This is a genomic window from Shewanella sp. 433, from assembly GCF_059338565.1.
Genome location: NZ_CM181703.1, coordinates 523,850 through 549,818 on the forward strand (window position 1 = coordinate 523,850; position 25,969 = coordinate 549,818).

19 protein-coding genes and 1 pseudogene are annotated in these 25,969 nt (G+C 43.4%); 12 read left to right on the forward strand and 8 right to left on the reverse strand.

The window, feature by feature from the left end:
• Positions 1 to 38 precede the first annotated feature (38 nt).
• Both AC5YB1_RS02500 and AC5YB1_RS02505 read right to left on the reverse strand, forming a co-directional pair.
• The gene (locus AC5YB1_RS02500) at positions 39 to 1,277 is read right to left on the reverse strand and encodes a winged helix-turn-helix domain-containing protein (protein ID WP_494520584.1); all 1,239 of its coding nucleotides are present in this window, start codon (positions 1,275 to 1,277) and stop codon (positions 39 to 41) included.
• Between the two features lie 162 nt (positions 1,278 to 1,439).
• Positions 1,440 to 3,731 (reverse strand): multiheme c-type cytochrome, encoded by a 2,292-nt coding sequence (locus tag AC5YB1_RS02505; RefSeq protein ID WP_494520585.1) that lies wholly within the window; start codon positions 3,729 to 3,731, stop codon positions 1,440 to 1,442.
• Positions 3,732 to 4,042: 311 nt separating this feature from the next.
• On the opposite strand from AC5YB1_RS02505, the gene AC5YB1_RS02510 reads away from it, so the two are divergent.
• From AC5YB1_RS02510 to AC5YB1_RS02520, 3 genes and pseudogenes are all read left to right on the forward strand, one after another.
• Positions 4,043 to 4,804: a class I SAM-dependent methyltransferase gene (locus AC5YB1_RS02510; protein ID WP_494521565.1), complete on the forward strand. Its 762-nt coding sequence runs from the start codon at positions 4,043 to 4,045 to the stop codon at positions 4,802 to 4,804.
• Positions 4,805 to 5,050: 246 nt separating this feature from the next.
• Positions 5,051 to 6,106, forward strand: coding sequence for a hypothetical protein (locus tag AC5YB1_RS02515; protein ID WP_494520586.1), 1,056 nt, complete (start codon positions 5,051 to 5,053; stop codon positions 6,104 to 6,106).
• A 139-nt stretch (positions 6,107 to 6,245) separates the two neighbouring features.
• Positions 6,246 to 6,716 (forward strand): annotated as a pseudogene (locus AC5YB1_RS02520) (IS5 family transposase); the annotation flags it as partial.
• Positions 6,717 to 7,463: 747 nt separating this feature from the next.
• On the opposite strand, the gene AC5YB1_RS02525 reads toward AC5YB1_RS02520, so the two are convergent.
• From AC5YB1_RS02525 to AC5YB1_RS02550, 6 genes are all read right to left on the reverse strand, one after another.
• Complete coding sequence (locus AC5YB1_RS02525; RefSeq protein ID WP_494520587.1) at positions 7,464 to 8,597, reverse strand: hypothetical protein; 1,134 nt, start codon at positions 8,595 to 8,597, stop codon at positions 7,464 to 7,466.
• 190 nt (positions 8,598 to 8,787) lie between these two features.
• Entirely contained in the window at positions 8,788 to 10,128 is a 1,341-nt protein-coding gene (locus tag AC5YB1_RS02530; protein WP_494520588.1) for an MFS transporter, read from the reverse strand.
• Positions 10,129 to 10,386: 258 nt separating this feature from the next.
• Positions 10,387 to 10,674 (reverse strand): ferredoxin family protein, encoded by a 288-nt coding sequence (locus AC5YB1_RS02535; RefSeq protein ID WP_494520589.1) that lies wholly within the window; start codon positions 10,672 to 10,674, stop codon positions 10,387 to 10,389.
• Positions 10,671 to 11,960, reverse strand: a complete 1,290-nt coding sequence (locus tag AC5YB1_RS02540) for an FAD-dependent oxidoreductase (protein WP_494520590.1) — start codon at positions 11,958 to 11,960, stop codon at positions 10,671 to 10,673. Before AC5YB1_RS02540 ends, AC5YB1_RS02535 begins: the two co-directional genes overlap by 4 nt.
• A gap of 91 nt (positions 11,961 to 12,051) precedes the next feature.
• Positions 12,052 to 12,993, reverse strand: a complete 942-nt coding sequence (locus AC5YB1_RS02545; RefSeq protein WP_494520591.1) for an FAD-binding protein — start codon at positions 12,991 to 12,993, stop codon at positions 12,052 to 12,054.
• Between the two features lie 13 nt (positions 12,994 to 13,006).
• Entirely contained in the window at positions 13,007 to 13,780 is a 774-nt protein-coding gene (locus tag AC5YB1_RS02550) for an electron transfer flavoprotein FixA (RefSeq protein ID WP_220771120.1), read from the reverse strand.
• A gap of 977 nt (positions 13,781 to 14,757) precedes the next feature.
• Here AC5YB1_RS02550 and caiT point away from each other — a divergent pair.
• The 9 genes from caiT to AC5YB1_RS02595 all read left to right on the forward strand — a co-directional run bounded on the left by caiT (position 14,758) and on the right by AC5YB1_RS02595 (position 25,576).
• Entirely contained in the window at positions 14,758 to 16,314 is a 1,557-nt protein-coding gene (gene caiT, locus AC5YB1_RS02555; protein ID WP_494520592.1) for an L-carnitine/gamma-butyrobetaine antiporter, read from the forward strand.
• Between the two features lie 42 nt (positions 16,315 to 16,356).
• Complete coding sequence (gene caiA / locus AC5YB1_RS02560) at positions 16,357 to 17,493, forward strand: crotonobetainyl-CoA dehydrogenase (RefSeq protein ID WP_494520593.1); 1,137 nt, start codon at positions 16,357 to 16,359, stop codon at positions 17,491 to 17,493.
• A 232-nt stretch (positions 17,494 to 17,725) separates the two neighbouring features.
• Entirely contained in the window at positions 17,726 to 18,952 is a 1,227-nt protein-coding gene (gene caiB / locus AC5YB1_RS02565) for an L-carnitine CoA-transferase (RefSeq protein ID WP_494520594.1), read from the forward strand.
• 10 nt (positions 18,953 to 18,962) lie between these two features.
• The gene (caiC, locus tag AC5YB1_RS02570; protein WP_494520595.1) at positions 18,963 to 20,516 is read left to right on the forward strand and encodes a crotonobetaine/carnitine-CoA ligase; all 1,554 of its coding nucleotides are present in this window, start codon (positions 18,963 to 18,965) and stop codon (positions 20,514 to 20,516) included.
• A gap of 61 nt (positions 20,517 to 20,577) precedes the next feature.
• Positions 20,578 to 21,363: a crotonobetainyl-CoA hydratase gene (gene caiD / locus AC5YB1_RS02575; RefSeq protein WP_494520596.1), complete on the forward strand. Its 786-nt coding sequence runs from the start codon at positions 20,578 to 20,580 to the stop codon at positions 21,361 to 21,363.
• Positions 21,364 to 21,808: 445 nt separating this feature from the next.
• Positions 21,809 to 22,408, forward strand: a complete 600-nt coding sequence (gene caiE / locus AC5YB1_RS02580; protein WP_494520597.1) for a carnitine operon protein CaiE — start codon at positions 21,809 to 21,811, stop codon at positions 22,406 to 22,408.
• 105 nt (positions 22,409 to 22,513) lie between these two features.
• Complete coding sequence (gene lipP1 / locus AC5YB1_RS02585; protein WP_494520598.1) at positions 22,514 to 23,521, forward strand: LipP1 family hormone-sensitive lipase; 1,008 nt, start codon at positions 22,514 to 22,516, stop codon at positions 23,519 to 23,521.
• A 171-nt stretch (positions 23,522 to 23,692) separates the two neighbouring features.
• Positions 23,693 to 24,598, forward strand: coding sequence for a LysR substrate-binding domain-containing protein (locus tag AC5YB1_RS02590; protein ID WP_494520599.1), 906 nt, complete (start codon positions 23,693 to 23,695; stop codon positions 24,596 to 24,598).
• A gap of 504 nt (positions 24,599 to 25,102) precedes the next feature.
• The gene (locus AC5YB1_RS02595; protein ID WP_494520600.1) at positions 25,103 to 25,576 is read left to right on the forward strand and encodes a peroxiredoxin; all 474 of its coding nucleotides are present in this window, start codon (positions 25,103 to 25,105) and stop codon (positions 25,574 to 25,576) included.
• Positions 25,577 to 25,969 lie beyond the last annotated feature (393 nt).

A 25,969-nucleotide genomic window follows, 5' to 3' on the forward strand; every position in this document is an offset into this window, starting at 1 on the left:
GTAATGGAAGCACCATTATATACAACTCCTAAGGGGGATCATAATTGCAAGGTATGGCGTTGCATCCAAACGAGGTTATCTCCTGCTAGCGGCAGTTGCCATATCGCCGTGCCGTCGTCTTGATAGATGCGATAAAAGCTTAGGGCTTTATGAGTGAGGTGCTGTTTTCGCAGGGCTAAATAGATGCGTTGCGCCGTGTCTGTCAGTGTATTGGGTGACGATATCTCGGTATTATTAATACTGATGTCATAACGTTCTACGCGGCGTTGCGGCCAAATTTCGGTGCTACGGCTAAAGTGACCGCGGATCTCATAGCGAATGGGGGTGGAATAACAGTCTTCATCGGTTATGCAGGCTGCAAAATAAAAAATACCCTGATCGGCCGAGATCTCGACTAGAGAGATGCGGATATCGCTGCGCACCAAGCGGTTATCTTGTACCGAAAAATAGAGGTCACCATGATACATCTGCTCTTTAAGTTGACCTTGGTGCTGCTGCAGCTCTGGTATCGCCAGCTTGTTATAGGTTTTTTGCTCCATTCTAATTTTGGTGCTCAAAAAATCAGACAGGGCTAAGTGGCCTGCACGCTCGGCATCGCCACGAATATTGATCAACTGTTTTCCAGGGCATTGGCCCGCTTGGTAGTTAGGGCATATTGCGATACTGTCACGGTTGGCACTTAACTGGGCAAAACCTTGAAAGGTGTCAAATGGTGGCGGCGAGCTGGGCTCATCCAGCAGTTGCTGGTGCAAGCGTTGTGCGGCCACCTGCTCATCAATAGCGTTGTCAGCCACTGAGGTTAATAGGGTAAAAAGCCCCTGACTACCACTTAATGAGCTGACTAACCCTTGCTCTTGATAGGCATGTACCTGGGGTTGTTGGCTATAAGACAGATAACCGAGTAGCGCACTACACAGCAATGCTATTGCCAGCAGCACAGGCATCGTGGGCCGGGTAAAAGGCTTAGTGACAGCGGGCTGATGAGGCAACTGCAACAGATAACCATGGCGCGGAACCGTTTTAAGCTCGATAGTCGGCTGATCGGCCAGTTTTTTGCGCAGCATACTAATGCACTGTTGTAATGAAGACGGTGCGACCACGCGATTAGGCCAGCCTATCCGCATAAGGGTATCTTTGGTCACCAGTTCACCTTGCTGACTTAGCAGTTGCTGCAGTATCGCGGTCTCGGCATAGCTAAGATCGATACAGGTGGACGTACGGTGGTTATATAACTGTTGCTGAGCAACGTTAAGGCTCAACTCTGAGGTTAATTGCACGGAAACTCTCTACAAGGGGCTCACGCTGCCAGTATAAGGCGGTGAGGATTAACGCGGAAATGTTTGCTGTTGAAGTATGATCAAGCTCTGTGTTTCATGGGTTAATGCCGCCCAGCGTGTAACGCTGAACGGCATTAATTTCCTTGCAGGGAAAACTGAGCGTTACAAGTTGTGTACCTGTTTTAGATTGTCTATTGAGTGACAAACGGCGCAGGATTCAACTTGAAGTTGGTTAGCACTCACCCCAAAACGGCCACCGTTTTGTTCCATGTGAGCACGTACTGACTTGTTAATCACCATGGTGCCGTCGCTATTTTGCTGTTTAGCATGGCAGGCATAGCAGGTTGCCGACACGGGTGAAGTGTACGCATCGACACTGATATCCGTTGCTGGATGGGCTCTCGAGTCAGGGTTGTAGTCTAAGTCGAGGGCCAGCGGACGACCCACCGCGGTCAAGCGATCAACCCCGAAGGTGTCGCCTTCGTGACAACGATAGCAGTTTGCCTTGTCGGCAGGGTACTCAACGTTACGCACACCATCTGCACGATCTTGTGTCACGCGTTGGTTGGTATGCAGTGAGTGCATCCACACTTTGTGATCTGGATGGCTAACGGTGAGTTGCTCAATATAATCCCAATCGCTTGGTTTAGTGTGCATTTCACGGATCGCTTGTGTCGGTGGCGTGTTTGGATTGTGGCAGGCCAAACAGGGATCGACGATATCTGCGGTAGAGCTGAGGAAGGCAGGCTGACCTTTGATGGCCATTGCACGTGGTTTAAACGGACGTAGGTGTTCGCCTAATTCGTCATGATCGTGACCCGAGAAACAAGTGGTATCGGCGAGCTCTTTGTTGATCTCGGTGACTTGTGCATGACAACCGCGACAGGCCAGCTGTGAGTTATCATTAAACTCATCATAGCCATGGCAGGTGCCGCAGGTCTTGTTTGAAACAATTGCTGGGCGCTTAGCTTCTGGCGCATCGGTTAAACCGTCTTTATTAAAGAACCAACGCTTATTGGCTTCGGCATTTTTGGTATGCCCAGCTTGATCGCAGCTCACTAAGTTTTGTTGCTCGTCAAAGCAGTAAATAAGGCGATTAGAGATAAAGCCTGAATCATTAATTAAGTCACCAGAGAATTGGTCCTGCGTAACAACAGGCCCCATTAAGTAACTATAAACATTACCTTCGCTGCGATATAGCGGCGTACGTTCACGCTCACCTGCAGGGGTATTGCCGCTGCCATCTTGGGTAATGTCTTTCTTGTTACTTTTAACATAAATGGTGTAGCCACGACTGCTGGTAAAGTCGACTGACGCGCCCCAATTAACGTATAGCTGCAGATTCTTAATCCAATCGGCATTAGCAGGGTTGTTGTCGGTAATCGCGATTTCTTGTCCTTGTCTGTCGAGTAAAGCAAAACTAATTTCAGCAAAGTGTTGGCCACCTTGTTGCACCAATTTTGCGTCGCGCAGATCGACATTGACAATATTACGCTGATCTTCAGCTACCGCTTTTTCATGTTTGCCCATGTGTGCTGTGTAGGTGCGCTCAGGAGCGTGGCAGGTTAAGCAGTTGCCGTTATCGGGTTGAGAATCATGATTGTACACCGCATTGCTGGTCATATCATGACAGCTTGAGCAGGTTTCACGAGTCGGAACTTGGTACCAGTTAGTGGCCTGTGGCTGTTGCTCGCTTACGGTTTTGCTGTGACAAGCAGTACAGCTACCGAGTGCTTGTGGTGTCACACCAATGTGAGCGGTATGGGCCAGTACCGGCCACACTTTGCTCGGATCTGACATCTTGTTATTGGTATGGCAACTGGCACAGCTTTCGAGGTTATCACCGCCATGTTTAATCTCTGCAATAGCGTCATGGCAGTTTAAGCAATTTGCCGCATCTATAATGCTACGATTGTCTTCTATGTCGGTACCATTGGTGTTGAAATCGATAATTGTGGTGGTGGCGGGTACAGTCGCGCTGGCAAGAATATTCAGTTGTACTCGCTGGGTGAAGTCGCCATTAAAACTCGCCTCACCTTGAACTAGTGGCGCATGCATAGTGTAGCGGTAACTGCCATCAAGATTATCGATGAGTATACCGTCACATCCTTTAGCTGGAGAGCAGGTTTCGCTGGCCAGCGTTTGCCACTGCGAGCGCTCACCTGCGGCTTGGGGTTGTAATTGGCTAGCGTAGATTTTTAACGCAGCAATTTTTATCACCGGCAGAGCGTATTCATTCTCTGCTGAAAAATCGATGCTCAGTAGGTTGTCAGTCACACTGGTGTTATCGATGCTGATCGACAAGGTGTTAGCTTGGGTGCTGACGCTGTTAGACGGCTTACCGTCTTCGCCCGGCTTGCCATCTTCACCGTCGGAGCAGGCGACGAGGCCCAGAGATAAGCTACTCAACAGTGTTAAGTAGCCCAGCTTTTTAAGTCTTATGGTTTTCATCATATATCATCTCATTTTAGTCTTTTTAGCGTCGTGATTATGGTTCGCGACTGCGGCAAAAGTGTGCCTGAATCTGGATGTCGACAATGTGAACAATCAGCTGTTTATCCGCATATTCAGGCTTTTGAGACGTTTTTTGGTTTTTTTTAGCTTTTTTTAGGCCTAATCAGCACGCTGCCTATTGCGCCGCTTCCATGGATTTATTACCTAGCGGCATCTTTGCTTTTATAACGCGCCGAGCCTCTGGCATAATGAAGTGCTATTTCCTTAACCACAGAGCTATCGTGACGTCAGAATCAAACCAAACCCCTCATATCGGAGTGTTTTTCAATCGCCATTATCCGACCCTAGAAGCCATTTGTGAGCGTTGGGGGCTGGTGTTTGATAAGGACTCATTGTTTGAGTTGGTATTTGAACATGATTGCCTCGTGCTCAATAAGCGTGATGAGCCAAAATTAAAAGGGATAGTAGTGGATTTTGTCTCAGGGGCAGTTGCTCATCGCCGCAAGTTTGGCGGCGGCCGTGGCCAATCCATTGCCAAAGCCGTTGGGCTTAAGCAGGGCGTGACTCCGACAGTGGTCGATGGTACCGCAGGCCTTGGGCGTGATGCCTTTGTGCTGGCAAGCCTTGGTTGCAAGGTGATTATGGTCGAGCGTCATCCTGTGGTGGCCGCGCTACTTGAAGACGGCCTGCGCCGTGCGTATCAAGATGCCGATATTGGCCCATGGATGCAAGCGCGTATGAGTCTATTTCATGGTTCAAGCCTTAATGCGTTAGCCGATGCGGCTAACACATCTGGTACCGAAATTGATGTAGTCTACCTAGACCCCATGTACCCCCACCGCGAAAAGTCTGCCTTAGTGAAAAAAGAGATGCGGGTGTTTCAATCTTTAGTTGGCGCTGACCTCGATGCCGATGGTTTGCTCGCGCCAGCGATGGCCTTAGCCACCAAACGGGTGGTAGTTAAGCGCCCCGATTACGCCGAGGATTTAGGCGGCGTCAAGCCCAGCACTGTTATCGCCACCAAGAAAAATCGTTTCGATGTGTATGTGAAAGCCGCAATGAAAAACCGTTGAGTCTCGAGGCCATAGGGCTTACCAATATTTTTGTCGCTGAAAGCATACATTGACATAACATAACCATAGTCTGACAAATTTAAAGCATAGATTGACATAAAAATAGTTTTTGTAATTTTTTTGCAAAAAAACACTCTATTTCTATCAATAGGTTAAGATAATTTTACAGCCAAGTTTTAAAGTGGTTGTACACTAAATGCACTATACTTCTATTTGATACACTAAAATAATCAAGGAACGATTATAATGTTTAAGACATTTTTATTACTAATTGTAATATCCATACCTTTATCAACTTACGCTGAAGAAGCTTTTTTCTGTAAAGAATGTACCTCACCCGAAAATGCGAAATCTATCGCTAAATTAAAATATGCGCCAAAATTACAATGTAACTCAAGCGACCCCTTCTCGCCACCAACACCTGATGACGCAATTTGTGGTTCAGTAGCCAGGAATATTATTTTAGTTAATCCAGAAACAAAGAATATTTATTCTTATCGCGTTGGCCATAGCAATCAAGCTCCTCGTTATCCAGTTATGGCTTGGGATAGAACATTATCAAATCAAGATATTTCTGGCTACTCAATGGTTGCAGAGTATTTAGCTACTTATGAAAATGGAATTCAGATTGCAACTAGTAATGCCTATATCTCAAAATCAAATACGAGTTATATTGCTTCTCGTTCAGGTACGACTACATGCCCAACAGACACGGCATTGAGCACTTTGGTAAACCCTAATGAGATGTCTAACTTAGAAGATTTAATGACTTTGAGCATTATGTTTGGTATGGAAACCTCACCAGGTTACGGTGTAATGGATAAGTTGGAGTCAAGTTCAATTTCAAATACGGGAGCAGGGATAACAATTAATCGTATTAATTATAATGTTGCTTGGAGTGATACAACTAAGAAACCTATTATTACCTGGCCTTTTGCTAATAGCGAAGAATTGAGTTCAATAAAAGATTATTTACTTTTTAATATTGAAAATTTAGGCAGGGATCATAATAACGTACCTATTTTGAAATTCTCTCTAAGTGATGAGTCGAGAGTAGCTGGTGTAAAACTATCTCATTTACGAGGTAAACATGGGCCTTTAACAATTACGAATCCTTGTGTCCTTGATAGGTTAGAAGAGTTGAATGGCACTGGCCAGTTTAGAAATGCTGGGGGTATTGAAGTCCAGTTTAACGGAAGTACCACTCCGGCTGGCGGGAGTATTGAAACCTGTACTTGGTATTTCTATCAAAGTGGAAGGTTATTATATATATTTAACTCTGCTGGTAGTGGTTGTTCTTGAGTTCTGTAGTTTACGTCGCCTAGTCAACTTTTATCTTTAGGCTTGTTTACTAGGGGCTGTTGATCTTTGTTCGAATTTTGTCCGAAGAAGGTAATCTCGTATAATTTACTTCGCCAAAAACAAACTTAACGAGATTACCATGCCCCGATTAATGCTCACTGATGAGATTTGGTCGAAGCTAAAAACTATTCTGCTTGAAGATAGAGTTTATAACAAGCGTGAGCATAGAAATACGATGGAGGGGATCCTTTATCGACTTGGTGTTGGCTGCCCTTGGCGAGATTTACCTGAATGTTTGGGGTTATGGAACATGATTTACCGTCGCTTTTTACTGTGGTCAAGAAAAGGGATCTTACTCAGACTATTCAAAACATTATCGGCTGATAGCGATACTGAGTGGGAATTTATTGATGGCAGTTATGTTAAAGCACATCAACACAGTGCTGGTGCCTCATCTGAAGAAAATCAAGCTATTGGGCTTAGTCGAGGGGGGAATACAAGTAAAATTCACCTTGCTGTAGATAGTTATGGTTTACCAATAGCGTTTATCGTCACTGGCGGAGAAGTTCATGATAGTAAAGCAGCTAACGCGCTTATTGAGCTCTTGCCACTGTAACCCTCCCTTAAAATCAGGAGTATAGCGACACCTTATGACCCCGAATATGAAGATTACTTAGGTAAACGAAAACGGGCAAAGGAAGGTAGAAATTCTTGGTTCGAACCGGTCTTAGCTGCAATATAGGGTGCTGGGTAACAAAATACGCCTTAGTGGAGGCTTGAGCCGTATGCAGTGAAAGTTGCATGTACGGTTCTTAGGAGGGCGGTACTTGGTAACAAGTGCCGCCTATCCGACAGTAACAAGCTAGCCCCCTAAAATTGTGTGTGATAACCAAGCGATTATGTCGTAATAAAAGTACAAGTCATAATTACAGAGCATTAGAGGTCATCTCGATATGTCAGGTTATGGTTATATTTTATGTCAGGTTATGGTTATATATTTTAGCTAAGTGATTGAAAGCTGGAAGCTGCCTATGTCAGGTTATGCTTCCAGCGACAACTTCATAGAGTTATAATAGATTAGCAGACAAACCCAAAGTATCGATAACATCGTTTTGGGATTGCTTTAATGCCCCTGACTCACACCCTTAGGGGAAACAGCGTCGTTGGTGATTATAAAATTCTACCCTTAGTAGCGATTATTTTTCGGGGGACTACCTCTCTTATATGCATTATATAGAGGAGCGTTAGCCGCTAAGTAATCGATTAAGTTATCAATAATACAATCACTTAGCTAGCAATTTTTGCCTTGAGAAGTATTTGTACTCTATTTCTCAAGATGAGATCTTTATTCTGTATCCTAAAAGTAATAGGCAAAGCTAATGTTGAAGCGTTTATCCCAGTCATCACCGACTTCAGGTAGACCTATATGATCATTGTTGGCCGTTGAAAAGGTCATGTTTTTACCCATGATAAAGTCAATCTGTGTATATGTTGGACCGGCACTGATAGCTGCACCTAATACGTTTTGCATGCTGTTATCGTAGTCGTCATCATTAACGTCTGGTGTCATTAAGCCAAAGTCGTTATAAAATTTGATGTTACCCCAATCGGTTGGGATCGTTTTAGCGATGTTTGCGCTGTAAATTTGGCCTTTAGAGGCAACTTCAAATTGCCAACTCACAACTGAGATACCTATCTTGTTGTCGTTAGTACTATCGGCGGCATCAAACTCATACTGCATAGCTTGTAGTTGTAGGTTCCAGCCATTTAAGGTGCTGTCTATGTGCGCTGCGAACGCATACCTGTCACCATTATTACCCGTTTCTGAGTTAAAGATTTGACCTGCTTCAATTGAGGCACCAAAGGTTGTTGATCCACCTTGGTGCTCCATTATGTAAGTTTGGCGAAAGTTAACTTGGTTGGTTTCTTCATTATGGTATTCAGTACCATTAATGGTGCCGCTGTAGAGATCTGCAGCATAGCGCTTGTTTTCTGTAGGACCGTATTCAGCCCCTTTATAAAACGCTATATCGGTCTGCCAACCGTTATGTTGATATACTGCTTTCGCACCGAGATCGTGGTCATCTTCAAAGCCAAGATAGTAAGGTAAGCCGAACCAATAACTATTTGAAATATATCCGATATTACCGAATGGAACCTTATTTATGCCAAATTGTAACTGCCAATTAGGGCTGAAATCATAATAACCATAACCAAACTTAATGTAGTTAGTGTTGGCGGTAAAGCGGTAGTCTGACTTTAGCCCCCAGTTGCCATGCTTACCATCAAAACGGAGTGACAGCATGTCAAAAGTTAAGTCCCCCGCTTTATCTTTTGAGCTTTCACTGTAGTCTTTATAGGCGTAGTTTATACGCACGCCGCCGTGAATATTAATACCATCTTCTTCCTTTTCTGCAGCGATAGTATTAAAGCTATTGAAAGCAATAGTACTTGCCAAAACTGACAAATAAAGCTTTTTATTTGATTTCATGGTCGTGTTATCCCAATGTGTTTATATTTCTTGAAATTATTATTAGATATTTATCATCTGCTTGTTATAAATTGCAAGTCATGTTGTTCATTTAAAATAATATAAACTCCTTCAGTTTTTTTGTGAAAAGTTAAATGCTTAATATGCAAGGTGTTGTTAAAAATTAATTTAAATAAAGCCAGTTGGCTAATTAGCTGCCAGTGACAAAAAATTTGCTTTTGAAATTAACTGAGCTGGTGGCTTCTAATGTTAGCCCTTTAGTTTCTGGTGCCATAAATACCGAAATAACAAGACCGAATAAAGAGATGGCAGCTCCAATTAATAGCGTTGGTGAAATACCGTAGTTCGTCATAAATATCGGCAGGGCATAAGTTGAGATAATCGTACCAATGCGGCTAAAGGACATAACAGCACCAACGGCTGAGGCGCGTATCTCTGTAGGGAACAGTTCATTTGGATAGAGCCATTGCAAAATACCTGGGCCACCAGAGAAGAATGCATAAGTTGCAAATGCACCAATAATCAACCAGATGCTTGGATCTGGTACCACACCTAGTAGGGCCAGTGAGGCGGTCATTATGCCAAAGCTGCCAATTAATAGTGGTCGTCGGCCAATAGAGTTAAGCCAGTACATTGCAGGAACACAACCAGCCATAAAGAATAAACTGATTACAATATTGCCCAAAGCGGCGTCTTTTCCGTCAGTAAAGCCGAGAAGCTCGATGATTTGTGGGCCAAAAGTGTAGATGGCGAACATCGGGATCACCTGACAAGTCCAGATGCCACCGATAAAGAGGATTCTCTTTAGGTATACAGGTTCGAAAAGCTTGGTGTACTTGGTTTTTTCTGCTGATTCATGGGCTATTTCGACGTTAGGGCCAAAGAACTTCTCCATAGTTTCTTTACACTCTTGAACACGCCCTTTTTTAAGCAGCCAGCGTGGCGACTCTGGTAGGTGGAAACGTCCAAGAAGTATTATTAAACAAGGGATTAAAGCGCTGCCGAACATCCAACGCCAGCCATCTTCAACGTCATATAATAAGTAGCCGACCATATTGGCAGTAGTTGCGCCGACGTACCACATGGCAGCGATAAAGCCCATGGTGTAAGCACGCTTCTTAGTTGGTGAAAACTCTGCCACCATTGAGGTTGCAATAGGATAATCTGCACCGATCACTATACCAATTAAAAAGCGTAAGATTACCAATTCAATAGGGGAGGAGATAAACATGGTTGCAAAAGAGAGCACAGCGATGGCAACAATGTCGATCATAAACATGAGTTTCCGGCCAAATATATCAGCAACATAGCCAAAAAGTGCTGTGCCAATAAAGAGTCCTACTAGGGTTGCTGCACCAACTAAACCAATCCATTGTGCATCAAGTTCTAGAGCTGGAGTCAGCTGTTGAAGTGCTAGGCCGATAATCACCAAAACATAGCCATCTAAGAAAGGGCCTCCACTTCCCCACAACATTATTTTTCTGTGTAATGGAGTAAACTCCATATCGTCGAAGTTTGTTCTTGGTTTCATGCGACTTACCACCAAATATAAAGCTATATGATTATTGTAATTTATTTTTATAAAGTACTTATTCTGTTTAGGTTTTTATAACCTAAATGGAATACTACCCTGTGAAAATATTAAAACGGTGATGTGAGCAATATTTTTATATATTTATTAATAAAGATTATATATTTGTGACGTCGAAGTAATTTAATTTTAATTGGATGCGACAAAGAGTTGAAAAGATTCAACTCTTGCCTTCAATTTGTATTATGTGTTTAATTTTTATCCGTATCGATATTCGATGCCAAATGTTCCGCGAGGGTATTCCCACTTTTCTAAAATGGTTTCTCCGCATAGGAACTTGCATGTTCCACACTCTAAACAACCGGCTGAATCAAATCTTATGCTGCCATCATCTTCCAATTTATAAAGACCAGCAGGGCAAGCGTTGACCAGTTTTCGATATTCATTCATATCGGGGTTATCTTTTAAGATAATATGTGGATGACCTTCATCAACATGGAACTTATTGGTGCCGAGTTTGACATCGACATTAACTACTTCACTCATATTGAGGTCACTCCTTTAATTCCATCTTTAATCAGGTTCATATAGCCGACTTCTTTGCAATGCTTCATCAATGTCTTTCTGATGGGTTGTGATGGCTTGCCGTCAACAGTGAACATATTTTGCATTATGTCTGCCACCATCTTTGGGTACTGATTGAAGATGCGTGGGTTTTCCATAAAGGCTGGAAGATCTTTATATAGCTTGAGATCTTTCATGATAAAGCTGTCTTCTAACAAGCTTTGATAAGTAGACAGACCATCGGCGCTAAAGTCATTGCGTTCGCGAGCGGCTAAAACTGCTTTTGCTGCTGCTTCCCCAGATGCTACCGCTAAATCCATGCCACGCACGGTATAGCCAATATTAAGACAAAAACCTGCAGCGTCTCCAACGATCAACACGCCGTCATCAACTAAGGTAGGCACCATGTTAATGCCTGCCTCAGGAACAACATGGCCCGAATACTCAATGAGCTTTCCGCCTTCTATTAATGGCTTTATCATTGCGTGATTCTTAAAATCTTCAAGCATTTGTGGTACGGTTTTGTTTGAGCTGCCAATATCGTGCAGGCCGCAAACAATACCGAGCGAAACGGAGTTTTTGTTGGTGTAAATAAAGCCGCCACCCATTAGGCCATTAGCGGGTGAGCCAGCAAATAACCAGGCGCAACCTTCATCATTCTTTAGGTTAAATCGATCTTGGATAACTTCTTGAGGAAGCTCGATAAGTTCTTTGGCGCCAACCGCCATGACATCACCTTTTACGCGTTTAACCATGCCAAGTTGCTCGCCCAGAATGGGGTTAACACCTTCTGCTAAAATAACTGACTTTGCTGTTAGTTCGTCACCATCGGCCTTAACGCCAATAACTTTACCGTTTTGAGTTAAGATCTCATCAACTCGGATCCCAGTAATAAATTGGGCTCCAACCTCTTCGGCTTTCCCCATTAGCCACTGGTCAAAATCGCCCCTTAATAGGGTATAAGATTCTTCAGTTGCTGTTTGTGCTCGACCGTTGTGGTAGTCGAGAGTGACGCCGGTATCATCGGTAAGAAAAGTGACTTTTTCTTTAGTGACTTTTCTTTCTATTGGCGCTTCTTTAGCGAAGCCGGGAATAATTTTTTCTAGACTGTGGGCATATAAACGACCGCCGGTCATATTCTTGCTACCAGCATAGTTACCGCGCTCGATTACGAGAACGTCTGCTCCCTCTTTTGCAAGAACATACGCCGCAACACAACCTGCAAGCCCTGCTCCTACGATAATGGCGTCAAATGATTCTTCTGACATACTCGTCACTCTCTAGGTATATTTGTCTACTCGCCTCTAATCTATTTTGCGATTAGAGGCGATTGAAATAACGATAAAAATTGTGTTTCAGTTAGGCTTTTAAAGCGCTAATTAGTGCAGGCATTACCTTGTTGATATCACCAACAATGCCGTAATCCACATATTGGAAAATAGGTGCATTCTTATCTTTGTTTACGGCAAAAATAGTTTGTGAACCTAAGGCACCCACCATGTGTTGGATTTGGCCTGAAATACCCAGAGCAAAGTAGATCTCAGGTTTTAGCATCACGCCTGATACACCAATGTAGCGTTCGCGCTCCATCCATTTCTCTGTTTCAGCAATAGGACGTGAACAACCTAACTCGGCACCGATCAATGCACTGAGTTCACCTGCCACTTGTAGGTTTTCTTGGCTACCGATCCCGCTACCAACACCAACAACACGTTTGGCTTTGCCTAGATTGACGCTTTCGCCTTGTTTCGCGCGGCGCTCTATACATTTAATTGTTGATGTAGGTTCGACAAATGCCACGTTAACCGCTTCACCTGTGCGAGCTGTATCAGCTGCTTGCACTTCATAAGCACCGCTGCTTAAGGTGGTAATGGCTACTGGGCTATTGATCTTCTCTTCTGCGATGGCTAAACCGCCGTAGGCCATATGCTTAACACGCACACCGTCTTCGATGCTAACTTCAGTCACATCGTTAACAACACCGGCTTGTAACTGAACACCTAACTTACTGGCTAATGCTTTACCGCGTTTTGTTGGGGCAAGTACCACCAAAGTGTTGTCGTTAGCGGCTGAAATAACTTGCGCCATAGTGCGGCTGTAGTCTTCAGTAATTTTTTGGCTGTCTTTGTCGCCTAGGTAGTACACATGGGTTGCACCATATGAATAGGCTGTAGCGATATCGGCTTCGCTGCCGATGACAAATGCCGATACTTTTTCGCCTAACCCTACGCCAGCTGCGATCATTTCAGGTAAACGGGAAGCGATATCGCTAAATACCCAAATATTAGATAGTTTGCTCATCATTTATCCTTAATTAGTTAAGTGCTTTACGTAAGTGTTCTGCGAATTGGGCGATCTGTTGCTCGTCATCACCTTCGATAACAATCTTCTGACGTGCTTTCTGTTCAGGTGCGATAACCGAAACCAGTTCAACTAACGCTGGAAACTCGCTTAACTCAATATCAGAGGCGCTTAGGCTGGTGACAGGTTTTTTCGCAGCCGCAAGAATCGTCTTCATCGAAGGGATTGTTGGCTCGTTAATATCTGCAGAAACAGAGATGACAGCAGGTAGCGTGACTTCCAACACTTCCACTTCATCATCTAACGATCTTTCAACTGTGAGTTTGCCTGGCTCGGCCGAGATGATTTTGCTTACGGCATTGATATTGGCTACACCGAGTAACTCGCCTAACTGTACGCCAACTTGTTGCGCATAAAGGTCGCCAGAGCCATCACCACAAAGAATGAGGTCAAAACCATTTTTTTGTGCTGCAGCCATTAATACGCGAGCGGTTTGATGAGGTAGAAGCTGTTCAAATTTTTCGTCAACGATAACGGTTAAGTCATCGGGTCCACGAGAAAGAATGTCTTTGCGTGCTTTAGGATTTTCTAGTGCCTTGCCACCCACACTCATTGCTGTGATGCTAGCGCCATCGACGAGTCCCTTGATCGCTACACCCGCTTCAACCGCACATAGGTCGAATGGGTTAATTTTTGGGGCCGCCTTGTTGGTATCTAAGCTGCCATCAGCAGTAACTGCGATATCTTGCTCTTCTGGCACTAATTTGTAACACGTAATAATTTTCATTATTTCTCCCGTTAAAATATTAAGTATTGATAAACCTAATATAAAAATGGACTGTAGAATCACCACTTATTATCCGTTTTTATGAAACTTAACTTCTATCTAGTGGCGTCAGTTAGTCAAATGGATTTAAAATTACTGATTTATATAAAACGCTTAGTTGGTTGAAAAAGTTTTTATATATTCTTAAACGTTTTTTGCTGCCTAACGTTGTAAGTTGAATCAATTATAGGACCATAAATCATCAAGCTAATGTTATATGTGTCACACTTATTAATCGATGCTTGGTTAGTCTTTCTAACAGAGATATTAGTTACTCTAATAGGCTTTGTTTATCGATTTTTAAGTTAACTTAATAACCTTATTAGGTTTGCTAATAGTGGGTTTTAGAACGAATAATATGGCTATTAGTTATTCTTAAGAAGTGGCTATTAAGTAATTCTAATACGTTTATTAGAATTATAGTTTTTTAGTTGTGCTACTGTTTTTTATGGTGCGTTTCAGGCTGGTTATAGCTTAATGGGTTGTAGTGTCTTAAATTGATCTCTCTATATAACTACTTGTCTTTAAATCTATTTTGGTTGTTTTTTGCAGTTGTTTAACGCTGGGGTGGCATGTTGGAAGTGACTTTTTATTATTGTTTATTTATCGATTTTTAATTGATTTCTTTAGTGTGTATCGCAACTTTTACCCCCCCATAAGTTTCTATTTTAAATGAACGTGATAACGATCACTGTATACCTAAATATTGGCTGGCATGCTTATTAAGTAAATCGTCTGGCTTGAAGCAACCAATTAATTATCTATAAGCGTATTTTGTTTTGTAAATAATTAACTTTATTTTTTGGTGATTGATTTTGTTTGCTGGTTATATTTATTGAGTAGTGATTTATAACTAAATCCAAATGATTAAATCCGAAAGTACTTAGTTTAAAACTTTAACAATTATCCTCCTAAAACAGAGAGGGAGAAGTATTGATATGAACGATAAAACGATGGATGTAAATGCCACTGTTGGGAAAAATAAGGTTACGATTGACCCGATTATATTTTTCCCTTCATTAATTGCAGTAATCATACTTTCTTATTTTACCGTAAGAGATTTAGATGCTGCTAATATTGCTATTCAAGAAGTATTCCATTATTTAACTCACTCTTGGGGGTGGGCATTTGAGTGGTATATGATTTTTATGGGGGCGGGTTGGGCTTGGTTAACGTGGGGGCCATACTCTAAAAATCGTTTAGGTCAGGAAAAGCCCGAATTTAGTACCGGAAGTTGGATATTTCTAATGTTTGCTTCTTGTACATCAGCAGCGGTGCTGTTCTGGGGTTCATTAGAAGTTTACTACTATGTGACTTATCCGCCTTTCGAGCTTGAATCTTTATCGGTTCCGGCTAAAGAGTTAGGTCTTGCGTATAGTTTATTCCACTGGGGGCCACTTCCTTGGATGGGTTATGGTTTCTTCACTGTTGCATTGGGTTATTTCCTATTTGTTAAGAAGATGGATGTTGTTCGCCCAAGCGGTACCTTAGAACCTGTATTAGGTAAATATCACAAAGGCTTCGTTGGCATCTTTATTGATAACGTTTACGTTGTTGCTTTGATCCTTGCAATGGGTACTAGCTTAGGTTTAGCAACTCCACTGGTTACAGAATGTATTCAATGGTTGTTTGGAATTCCGCGTACCCCAGAAGTTGACACAATTGTTATCTCTTCATGGATCATCTTCAATGCTATCTGCGTGGCTTTTGGTCTAACGAAGGGCATTAAGATTGCCAGTGATTTACGTAGTTACTTAAGCATCATCATGCTGGTGTGGGTGTTCCTTATTGGTGCAACGAGTTTTACGGTGAACTACTTCACTGAATCTGTGGGCGTAATGTTAGATCTACTTCCGCGTATGTTGTTCTACACAGCCTCTGTGAGTGAGGGCAGCTTCCCGCAAGATTGGACCGTATTCTACTGGGCTTGGTGGGTAGTGTATGGTATCCAGATGTGTATCTTCCTCGCTAAAATCTCTCGTGGTCGTACTGTGCGTGAACTTTGTTTGACTATGGTTGCTGGCCTTACTGCATCTACCTGGTTCCTGTGGACCATCCTAGGTAGTAACACCATGAACTTGATGAATGAAAATCTCATTAACATGCCGCAACTTATTGAGCAGTATGGTGCAGCTAGAGCAATCATCGAGACTTGGGCTGCACTTCCATTTAGCACAATCACTATGTGGGGCTTCTTCATTTTATGTTTCCTTGCAACAGTGACTTTAGTTAACGCGTGTTCTTACACCTTAGCTATGTCTACTTGTAAAGGTGCAGACGCCGACAATGAACCACCAATCTGGGTGCGTGTAGGTTGGTCAATTCTAGTCGGTGTGATTGGTATCGTTCTGTTATCACTTGGTGGTTTGAAGCCGCTGCAAACGGCAATTATTGCCGGTGGAGCGCCGCTGATTATCGTCAATATCATGATCATCATCTCTTTCTTAAAAGATGCCCGTAAAAATAATTGGAAACCTGTAGGTGAAGAGATTTAGCCACACTCAGGATTCAACAATTGCAATATAGAGGATTAAACAATGGATTTTAAATTAACTGACGAACAAGAACTTTTTGTAGCCGGTATCCGCGACTTAATGGCTAAAGAGAATTGGGAAAACTATTTCGCTGAGTGTGATGAAAATAGCCAATATCCAGAACGTTTTGTTAAAGAGCTAGCTGAAATGGGCATCGACAGTTTGTTGTTACCTGAAGAACACGGCGGATTCAACGAAGGCATGGTAACACTAGCCGTTATCTGGGAAGAGCTAGGCCGCTTAGGCGCACCAACTTATGTGTTGTATCAACTTCCAGGCATCACAACAATGTTAAGACACGGTAGCCCAGAGCAAATTGATAAGATTATGGCGCTACGTGGCACTGGTAAGCAAATGTGGAACTCTGCTATCACTGAGCCAAGCGCGGGTTCTGATGTGGGTAGCTTGCTAACCACTTATAAACGCCGTGATGGCAAGGTGTATTTGACTGGTAGTAAGTGCTTCATTACCAGTGCTGCGGGTGCACCTTACATCGTGGTTATGGCTAAAGATGCTGACTCTGAAAAACCAATCTTCACTGAGTGGTTCGTCGATATGTCTAAGCCAGGCATCAAGATGAGCAAGTTACCAAAGCTAGGCTTGAAAATGGATAGTTGCTGTGAGCTTCAGTTTGACGAGTTTGAGCTAGAAGAGTCAGACATGTTTGGTATTGAAGGTAACGGTTTCATGCGCGTTAAAGAGGAGTTTGACTCTGAGCGTTTCCTTGTGGCCCTAACTAACTATGGTGCAGCGTATTGCGCATTTGAAGATGCGGCTAAGTACGCTAACCAACGTGTTCAGTTTGGTGAAACGATTGGTCGCTTCCAGTTAATCCAAGACAAGTTCGCACACATGGCTATCAAGCTTAACAGTATGAAGAACATGGTTTATGAGGCGGCTTGGAAGTGTGATAACGGTACGATGACTTCAGGTGACTCTGCAATGTGTAAATTCTACTGCGCGAATGCAGGCTTTGAAGTGATTGACTCTGCAATGCAAGTGCTAGGTGGTTATGCGATTGCTGGTGAGCACCGTATCAGCCGTATGTGGCGCGATATCCGAGTTGACCGCGTCTCTGGTGGTTCTGACGAAATGCAGATTTTGACCTTAGGTCGCGAAGTGTTAAAGCGTTACCGCTAACACACTGCATTGGTAACAGGCTAGGTACTGAGTAAATGGGTACCTAGTTTGGACGATACCTCGATTGTGATTTGAGAGCCTCTTTTTAATGTTAAGCAGATCGACACAGCTTCTTAAATTGCAATTGGTTGCCGTTCACCACTGAGGTGCTGGGTAAATCCCAAGTACGACTATCTTCTCGGCACTGTTGTCGTGATTAATTTTTATTCGAATATTTAGAGAGATGGGTATCATGTCAAATAAATTGTCTACACCTACTTTTGGTCCTCTTTCTGGCTTGAGAGTGGTCTTTTCTGGTATTGAAATTGCGGGTCCATTTGCGGCACAAATGCTTGCGGAGTGGGGCGCTGAGGTGATTTGGATCGAAAACGTAGCTTATGCGGATACTATCCGTGTGCAGCCGAACTACCCAGAGCTATCACGTCGTAACCTTCATGCATTATCACTTAATATTTTTAAAGACGAAGGTCGCGACGCATTCCTTAAGTTAATGGAAACCACTGACATCTTCATTGAAGCGAGTAAAGGGCCTGCATTTGCTCGTCGTGGGATCACTGATGAAGTGTTGTGGGATCATAATAAAAAGTTAGTCATCGCGCACTTATCTGGCTTTGGACAGTACGGTACTGATGAATACACCAACTTGCCGGCTTACAACACCATTGCTCAAGCGTTCAGCGGCTATCTTATTCAGAATGGTGATGTTGACCAGCCAATGCCTGCCTTTCCATACACTGCCGACTATTTCTCAGGTATGACGGCAACAACTTCAGCACTGGCTGCACTTTATCGTGTGCGTGAAACCGGTGTGGGTGAAAGTATCGATGTGGCAATGTACGAAGTGATGTTGCGGATGGGGCAATACTTCATGATGGATCACTTCAATGGCGGTGAAGTTTGCCCACGTATGACTAAGGGTAAAGATCCTTATTACGCAGGTTGCGGTCTATATAAGTGTAACGATGGCTATATTGTTATGGAGCTTGTAGGAGGTATGCAGATTGAAGAGATGTTCAAGGATATGAATATCACTCATCTATATGGCGGAGAAGAGATCCCTGCTGGCACCCAGCTTATTCACCGTATTGAATGTCCATTTGGCTATCAAGTTGAAGATGCATTAGATAAATACTTAGGTGAAAAGAGCATTGAAGAGGTGTTAGCAAGATTTGCAGAGCTGAAAGTGGCTTGTGCAAAAGTGTTAACTATCCCTGAGCTAGATAACAATCCTCAGTATATTGCGCGTGAATCGATTACTGAGTGGAAGAACATTGACGGTAAGACCTACAGAGGTCCGAACGTGATGCCTAAGTTTAAGAATAACCCAGGTCAAATCTGGCGTGGTATGCCAAAGCATGGCATGGATACAGCTGCAATCTTGGAAGATATCGGTTACTCACAAGAGCAAATCCAGAGCCTAAGCGAGAAAGGCTTAGCGAAAGTATCTGAGTGTAAGTGAGGCTAGAAGAATGGATATCGTTGGTAGCAAAACATTAAGATGCATGTGGGATGAGCGTGCTCGTAAGTTTAGTAATAATACAGCGTTGATTTATGAGGATGCTGCCGGCGATGTCCAAGAGTTTACCTATAGTCAACTGAATGACGAAATAAATAGAACCGCTAACTTATTTTTGAGTCTAGGTATTAATAAAGAAGATAAAGTTGCGGTGCAGTTATATAACAGTCCACAGTTTATTTTCTGTTGGTTTGGTTTAGCCAAAATAGGCGCAGTTATTGTGCCTATTAATAATCAATACTTATTTGATGAGAGTCTATTCATTATAAATAAGTGTGATGTTAAAGCCGTCGTTATTGAAGAAGAGTTTCTCGACATTTATAGCAAGATGAAACGGCAAGTAGGTAACTCAATAAATAATATTTTGGTTACAAGAACGACTAATCCAGAGATATCGGAATCGATGAACTTCGATATTCTCGTGAGCCAGCAAGCGGCTGAGTTAGTCAAACTGGTCACCATTAGTAGTGGTGATGTGGCCGAAATATTATTTACCTCAGGTACAACATCGCGGCCAAAAGGGGTGGAGATCACCCATTGTAATTTGCAGTTTGCAGGCTATTACACGGCGTGGCAAACCTGCCTGAGAAGCGATGATACCTACTTAAGCATGATGCCAAGTTTCCACATCGACTTTCAATGTAATGCCGCCATGGCAGCATTTACCGTTGGCGCTAAGTTGGTGATGCTAGAGAAATACAGCGCACGTAAGTTCTGGCAACAGATCTGTGATTACAAAGCGACGATTACTCACAGTATGCCTATGATAGTTCGCACCTTAATGCTGCAGCCTAAAGTGGCTACTGAGCGTGACCATTGTCTACGTGACATGCTGTTTTTTTTGCATATTTCAGATCAAGAGAAGTTGGATTTTGAAACCCGCTTTAATGTGCAATTGTTTAACTCTTATGGCATGACAGAAACCTTAGTGGGCCTGATTGGTGATAGCCCCGCAGAGGAACGTCACTGGCCGTCAATAGGCCGTCCCGGCCTAGGTTATGAAGCCAAAATTGCCGATGAAAATGGTCAAGAACTGGCTGCGAATGTGGTGGGCGATCTTTGGGTGAAAGGTGTACCCGGTCGCACGATCATGAAGGGCTACTATCAAGACCAAAAATCGACTGAAGAAGTATTAAGTGCCGATGGTTGGCTCTATACCGGTGACAAGGCCTATGTCGATGAAAGTGGTTTATTTTACTTTGTTGATAGAAAGACAAACATGATAAAGCGCTCCGGTGAAAATATTTCCAGCTCCGAAATTGAAAAAGTTTTAATGTCCCATCCCTATATTCTCGATGCTGCGGTTATTGGCGTGCCAGATTTAATTCGCGATGAGGCCGTTAAAGCATTTGTCATATTTAATGAGGGTGTGTCTTTAAGTGTCGAGCAAATTTCGCAGTACTGTGTTGAAAATATGGCGAAATTTAAAGTTCCATCTTTTATCGAAATAAAAAAATCTTTTCCAAGAACCTGTACCTGCAAAGTACAAAAAAAACTTCTGATGTGAAGTTAACTTAATTAGCTTTTAAATAAATGAGTCTGAAGTGGCTCTATATTGGAGTATTAGCATGAGTGAATCATTACACGTTACCCGCAATGGCGCTATTTTAGAAATTACTCTTGATAGACCAAAGGCCAATGCGATTGACGCAAAAACAAGTTTTGAAATGGGTGAGGTCTTCTTAGCGTTCCGTGAAGATCCTGAGTTACGTGTGGCGATTATCACGGGGGCCGGTGAGCGCTTCTTCTCTGCAGGCTGGGACTTAAAAGCGGCTGCGGAAGGGGAGGCTCCGGATGCGGATTTCGGTCCTGGCGGATTTGCAGGTTTAACTGAAATTTTTGATCTTGATAAGCCAGTGATTGCAGCTGTAAATGGTTACGCATTTGGTGGTGGATTTGAGCTGGCGTTAGCGGCCGACATGATTATCTGTTCTGAAAATGCCAGCTTTGCGCTGCCAGAAGCCAAACTAGGTATCGTACCTGATAGCGGCGGTATGTTGCGTCTACCTAAATTGTTACCACCTGCAATCGTGAATGAATTGATGATGACAGGCCGTGGCATGGGGGCTGAAGAAGCACTGCGCTGGGGCGTGGTCAACCGTGTGGTTGAAAGTGAGCAATTAATGGAAAGCGCCCGTGAATTGGCGCAACAGATTGCCCAAGGTGCGCCACTAGCGATCGCAGCTATCAAAGAGATCTACCGTGAAACGAGTGAGCTTTCAGTGGAAGAGGGTTATCGCCATATTCGCGCTGGCGGTCTGAAAAACTACCCATCGGTTCTGCATTCTGAAGACGCATTAGAAGGCCCATTAGCCTTCTCTGAAAAACGCGACCCTGTGTGGAAAGGTAGATAGGTTTCAAGGTGTTTACGCTCGATAAAGCCTGATATGTCTATGAGATATCGGGCTTTATTTTAATTGTTTGTCGGCAATGGAAGGATTTACAGATGGCGTTGAAATTAGAGATGCAAGGGTAAACCTATGGCCCATTCGTTAATGAGTATACCGCTAGAGATGTGATGCTGTTTGCTCTGGGCTGTGGCGCGGGAAGCGATGGTAAAATAGATCTCGATTATGTGTATGAAAAGCAAGTAAGAATATTGTTAATCTTTGTTGCAATCGAAATCGTCGATACTCAAATAACGGAAAAGCTACGCCGAGTTCGCCAGTTTTCATTCGTAATAACGATAGAGGCAAAGGCTCTTATTGAGCCAAGGTTTGCTCTTTAGGGCTGGCCTCATACACGAGAGGCAACCAATAAGTGGCTAACTGAATCAACCAATCAAGAGAAACGTCAGGTATGCTTAGTTATGAATTTGAAGGATTAGTTCCCGTTGTTGACCCCAGTGCTTATGTGCATCCAACAGCAGTACTGATTGGTGATGTCATTGTTGAAGCTGGAGTGTATATCGGCCCCAATGCTTCATTGCGTGGCGACTATGGCCGCTTAATCTTGCAGCGTGGCAGTAACCTTCAAGATGGTTGCATCATGCACGGTTACTGCGACATGGATACGGTCGTCGAGCTAGATGGCCATATTGGTCATGGGGCGATTTTGCATGGCTGCGTAATCAAGCGTAACGCCTTAGTGGGAATGAATGCCGTGGTTATGGATGGTGCGGTCATTGGTGAAGATAGCATTGTCGCCGCCATGAGTTTTGTCAAAGCTGGCTTTCAAGGTGGGGCTAAACAGCTGCTAATGGGCCAGCCCGCAAAAGTGGTGCGTGAGGTGACCGAACAGGATCTGCACTGGAAGGGACTCAATACGCTGGAGTATCAAGTCTTAACCCAGCGTTCAGCAAAAACAATGCAGTTGGTCACGCCGCTAACTAGGCCAGAAGCCAATAGGCCAAGACTGAAAGGGGTGACTGAAGTGCAACCCAAGGCACAGCCTGCATAAGTCGATTAATCAATGCCGCCTGAGCGAGTCATAGTGGCTCGAGGTTTAAGGGGAATGCGATCCCGATAACGCTTAAACCAATTAGCGCCTCAGGCGGTACACCTCATGATTGCAATATTAAGCTGTCGTCCCCGCGTTGGGGCGATGATAGAGAAGGAAAGTGGTATGCCGTTAGATCCAAAAGTCGCGCTGTATTTACAACAAGTTCGAGAGTCCGGTGCCAAGGCCTATGAAGATATGACCCCAGCGGAATCGAGACATCTCGATATGAATGAACTGACCAAAGCGCGGGCAGAGCGAGTGCTTGAGAGCGTAGCTGCGATTGAACATAGTTTTATTCCCGGCCCCACAGCAGATCTTCCTGCGCGAATTTATCGCCCAAAAGGGGATGATAACGATGGGCTACAGCCTGCAATCATTTTTATTCATGGTAGTGGTTGGGTCGTATCCAATATCGAAACTAACGATCATTTTAGTCGTGCGCTCGCGAATCGTACAGGTTCAGTTGTTGTGGCAATTAATTATCAAAAAGCACCAGAGCATAAGTTTCCTATACCGATGGATGACTGCTATGCATCGACATTATGGATCTTTGAGCATGCAAGCTTGCTGGGATTGGATCCAAAGCGTATCGGTATTTTGGGAGACAGTGCCGGTGGAAACCTTGCGGCCGCAGTCACCCTAAGGCTGCGCGATGAAAAAGGGCCGCAATTGGCGTTTCAGGCTTTGGTCTACCCGGCAGTACAGTATGGTTGGCAGACCCCATCGGCCATCGCCCACGCGGAAGGTTACCTATTACAGCAGGCGAGTATGAAATATTACTGGGGGCATTATTTACGCAGTGAAGCCGATGCACAAAACCCCTATTGCTCTCCGTTAAATGCACAGAGTCATAAAGGGTTGCCGCCAACCCTGATCTATACCGCCGAATTCGATCCCTTGTGTGACGATGGGTATTTCTACGCTCGGGAATTACGAGGTAATGGTGTAAAAGTAAAATACCGTTGTTTTGATGGGATGATTCATGGCTTTATTAAAATGCTTGGGGTATTTGATCAAGCAGATGAATTTCTCGATGAACTTAAGGAAGATTTGTTAAGGCTCTCAGTGTGATTGACAGGAAGTCTGGCTCTCAAAATGACAGTTTCGTGAGCTTGTTCGAAGATTTGTTAACTTGTTCTCTTGGGCAAAATAAATCATATTTTATTGTGGTCACAGTTACATTTTTACGCTAAAGCCTTGTGCTAATCTCTGACATCATGCAATTAAACTATGTATTAGAAAATGAATAATAACATCCCATTAAGGGCGTTACAGGTTTTTGAATCATGCGCACGATTAGAAAGTTGCTCACTTGCCGCTAATGAGCTATGCATCACTCAGAGTGCGGTTTCGCAACAGATTAAATTACTTGAAGGTTATTTCCTCGAAAAACTGTTTTATCGTAACGCTGGCAAGATTACGCTTACTGAATCTGGTATTGAACTTAGACAGAGGCTAGCGCCGGTTTTTTATGATTTAAATAGTGTTTGTGCCAGCTTAGTACCAGATATGTCGAACGAGGTTCGGGTTCATTCTTATAACTCTCTATCCGCACGTTGGTTAGTGCCGAAGATGGCAGAGTTCCGCAAACAACATCCTGAATTCAACATCAATGTGGGTATGTTTCAAGATGACGTTGAAATGAGCGATATGCTCGCTGATATTTTTATCATCACGCGCGAATGCCAAGATGGATACACTATTATTCCATTGGTTGACGAAAAGTTGGTGGCCTATTGTAGCCCTGAATATTTAAATCAGCACCAGAATGTCTCTTTAGATACACTCCATGAGCAAACGTTGCTGTATTCAAAGCACAAAGACTATGGTGTCGATTGGGAAGGATGGTTTAGATATAACAAGGTGGGTGTTGGGCCACTACAGAGAAAATGTGTTTTTAACCATAATATGTTAGCGGTACAGGCTGCTATTTTTGGGCAAGGAATCGTGCTCGGTTTAGAACAAACTCTACAAATAGAGGTCGACTCTGGTAATCTGGTTAAATTGGACCTGCCTCATTGTTACACCGGTTGGACCTACTCTATTGCTTACAAATCTTCAAGAAAGAGAGATATCCGCTTAATAAAAATTGTCGATTGGATAATTAGAGAGTGGACAATTAATATGGCACAACATACTACTCGCTAAACATTACTGAAATGATATTCACCAAGTGCTTCGTTCAACATGTTGTGCTTGGCGTTGAGGTAATTTTGCCATGTTGATATAGATTGTTAGTATCATCGATTTTGTGAGCCACAGAAAAGGGAGGGTATAGATTTTTCAGTGCAAATAGGAATTCGATCACCGCAAGATGGGATTCGAACGACAAGGAGCGGTCTGTAAGATTTATTTACTTGATAAAGTTTGCTTTTTAATGGAGGTAAACAATTAAACATCTGGGACTTATAGTGGTTGTTTGAATTTTGCTCAGAATGATGTTAGATACTTCATTGATTTTTTAATGTCTAAGATCGTTAATATTGCCATAGAGCATTACCTTTAATGGATGATTATTGTTGATTTTATCGACGTGTTTATTAGTGTCAAGCTCATTTTACGTGGGTTTGAGGCTACTCATATTCTGTCTTAGATTGACTTTCTCATTTATTTTTCATGCATTTATTTTTCATGTCAATTAAGGAGCTATTTATGATCCAATTAGGACAAGCACTACCTGCAGCCACGTTAGGGCAAATAACTGACGATGGCATAGTTAATCATGATGTGACCGAGTTATTTGCTAACAAAAAAGTGGTGTTATTTGCCGTGCCAGGGGCGTTCACTCCCACCTGTTCGGAGGCGCACTTACCAGGTTATGTGGTATTGGCCGATGAGTTTAAGGCCAAAGGGGTCGATATGATTGCCTGTGTGGCGGTTAATGATGCCTTTGTGATGAAAGCTTGGGGTGAGGCGCAAAATGCCACTGAGTTGATGTTGCTCGCCGATGGAGATGCCAGCTTTACCCAAGCGCTAGGATTAACCATGGATACCGGCGCGTTTGGTGGTATTCGCTCGCAGCGCTACGCCATGGTGATCGACAATGGTGTGGTAACACTGCTAAATATTGAAGCGCCTAAAAGCTTTGAGGTGAGCAAGGCCGAAGTGGTACTAGCGGCGTTGTAAGCCCCATTGGCATGTGAATCAAGGGGCATAGCCCCTTGATATTACCTTTTAAAAATAATGCACGTATTCGACAGCCACGCGATAGAGGGGGTCTTTGAACCCTAACAGATCAAGCTCGTAATCGCGGCTGATATATTAGCTAGTAAAATGTAATAGGTTGTTGGCGTTAGCTAGCGGAGTGACCACCTCTACGGTAAAGCAGTCCATGGTGTAAAATTTGCCTGCGTCATCGTCCAGTTACCATTAAAATGGGTGAGTTTTACGTCCAGTTGCACGCCCGAATGGGCAAAGGTGGCGAAAGGACGTTGGTAGCGGGCACGTACATAGTTTTGCTGTAGTTGATCGGTGTTGTTGTAGCGTAAGTCGTCTCAAATCAATGCAATGCCGCTGCCT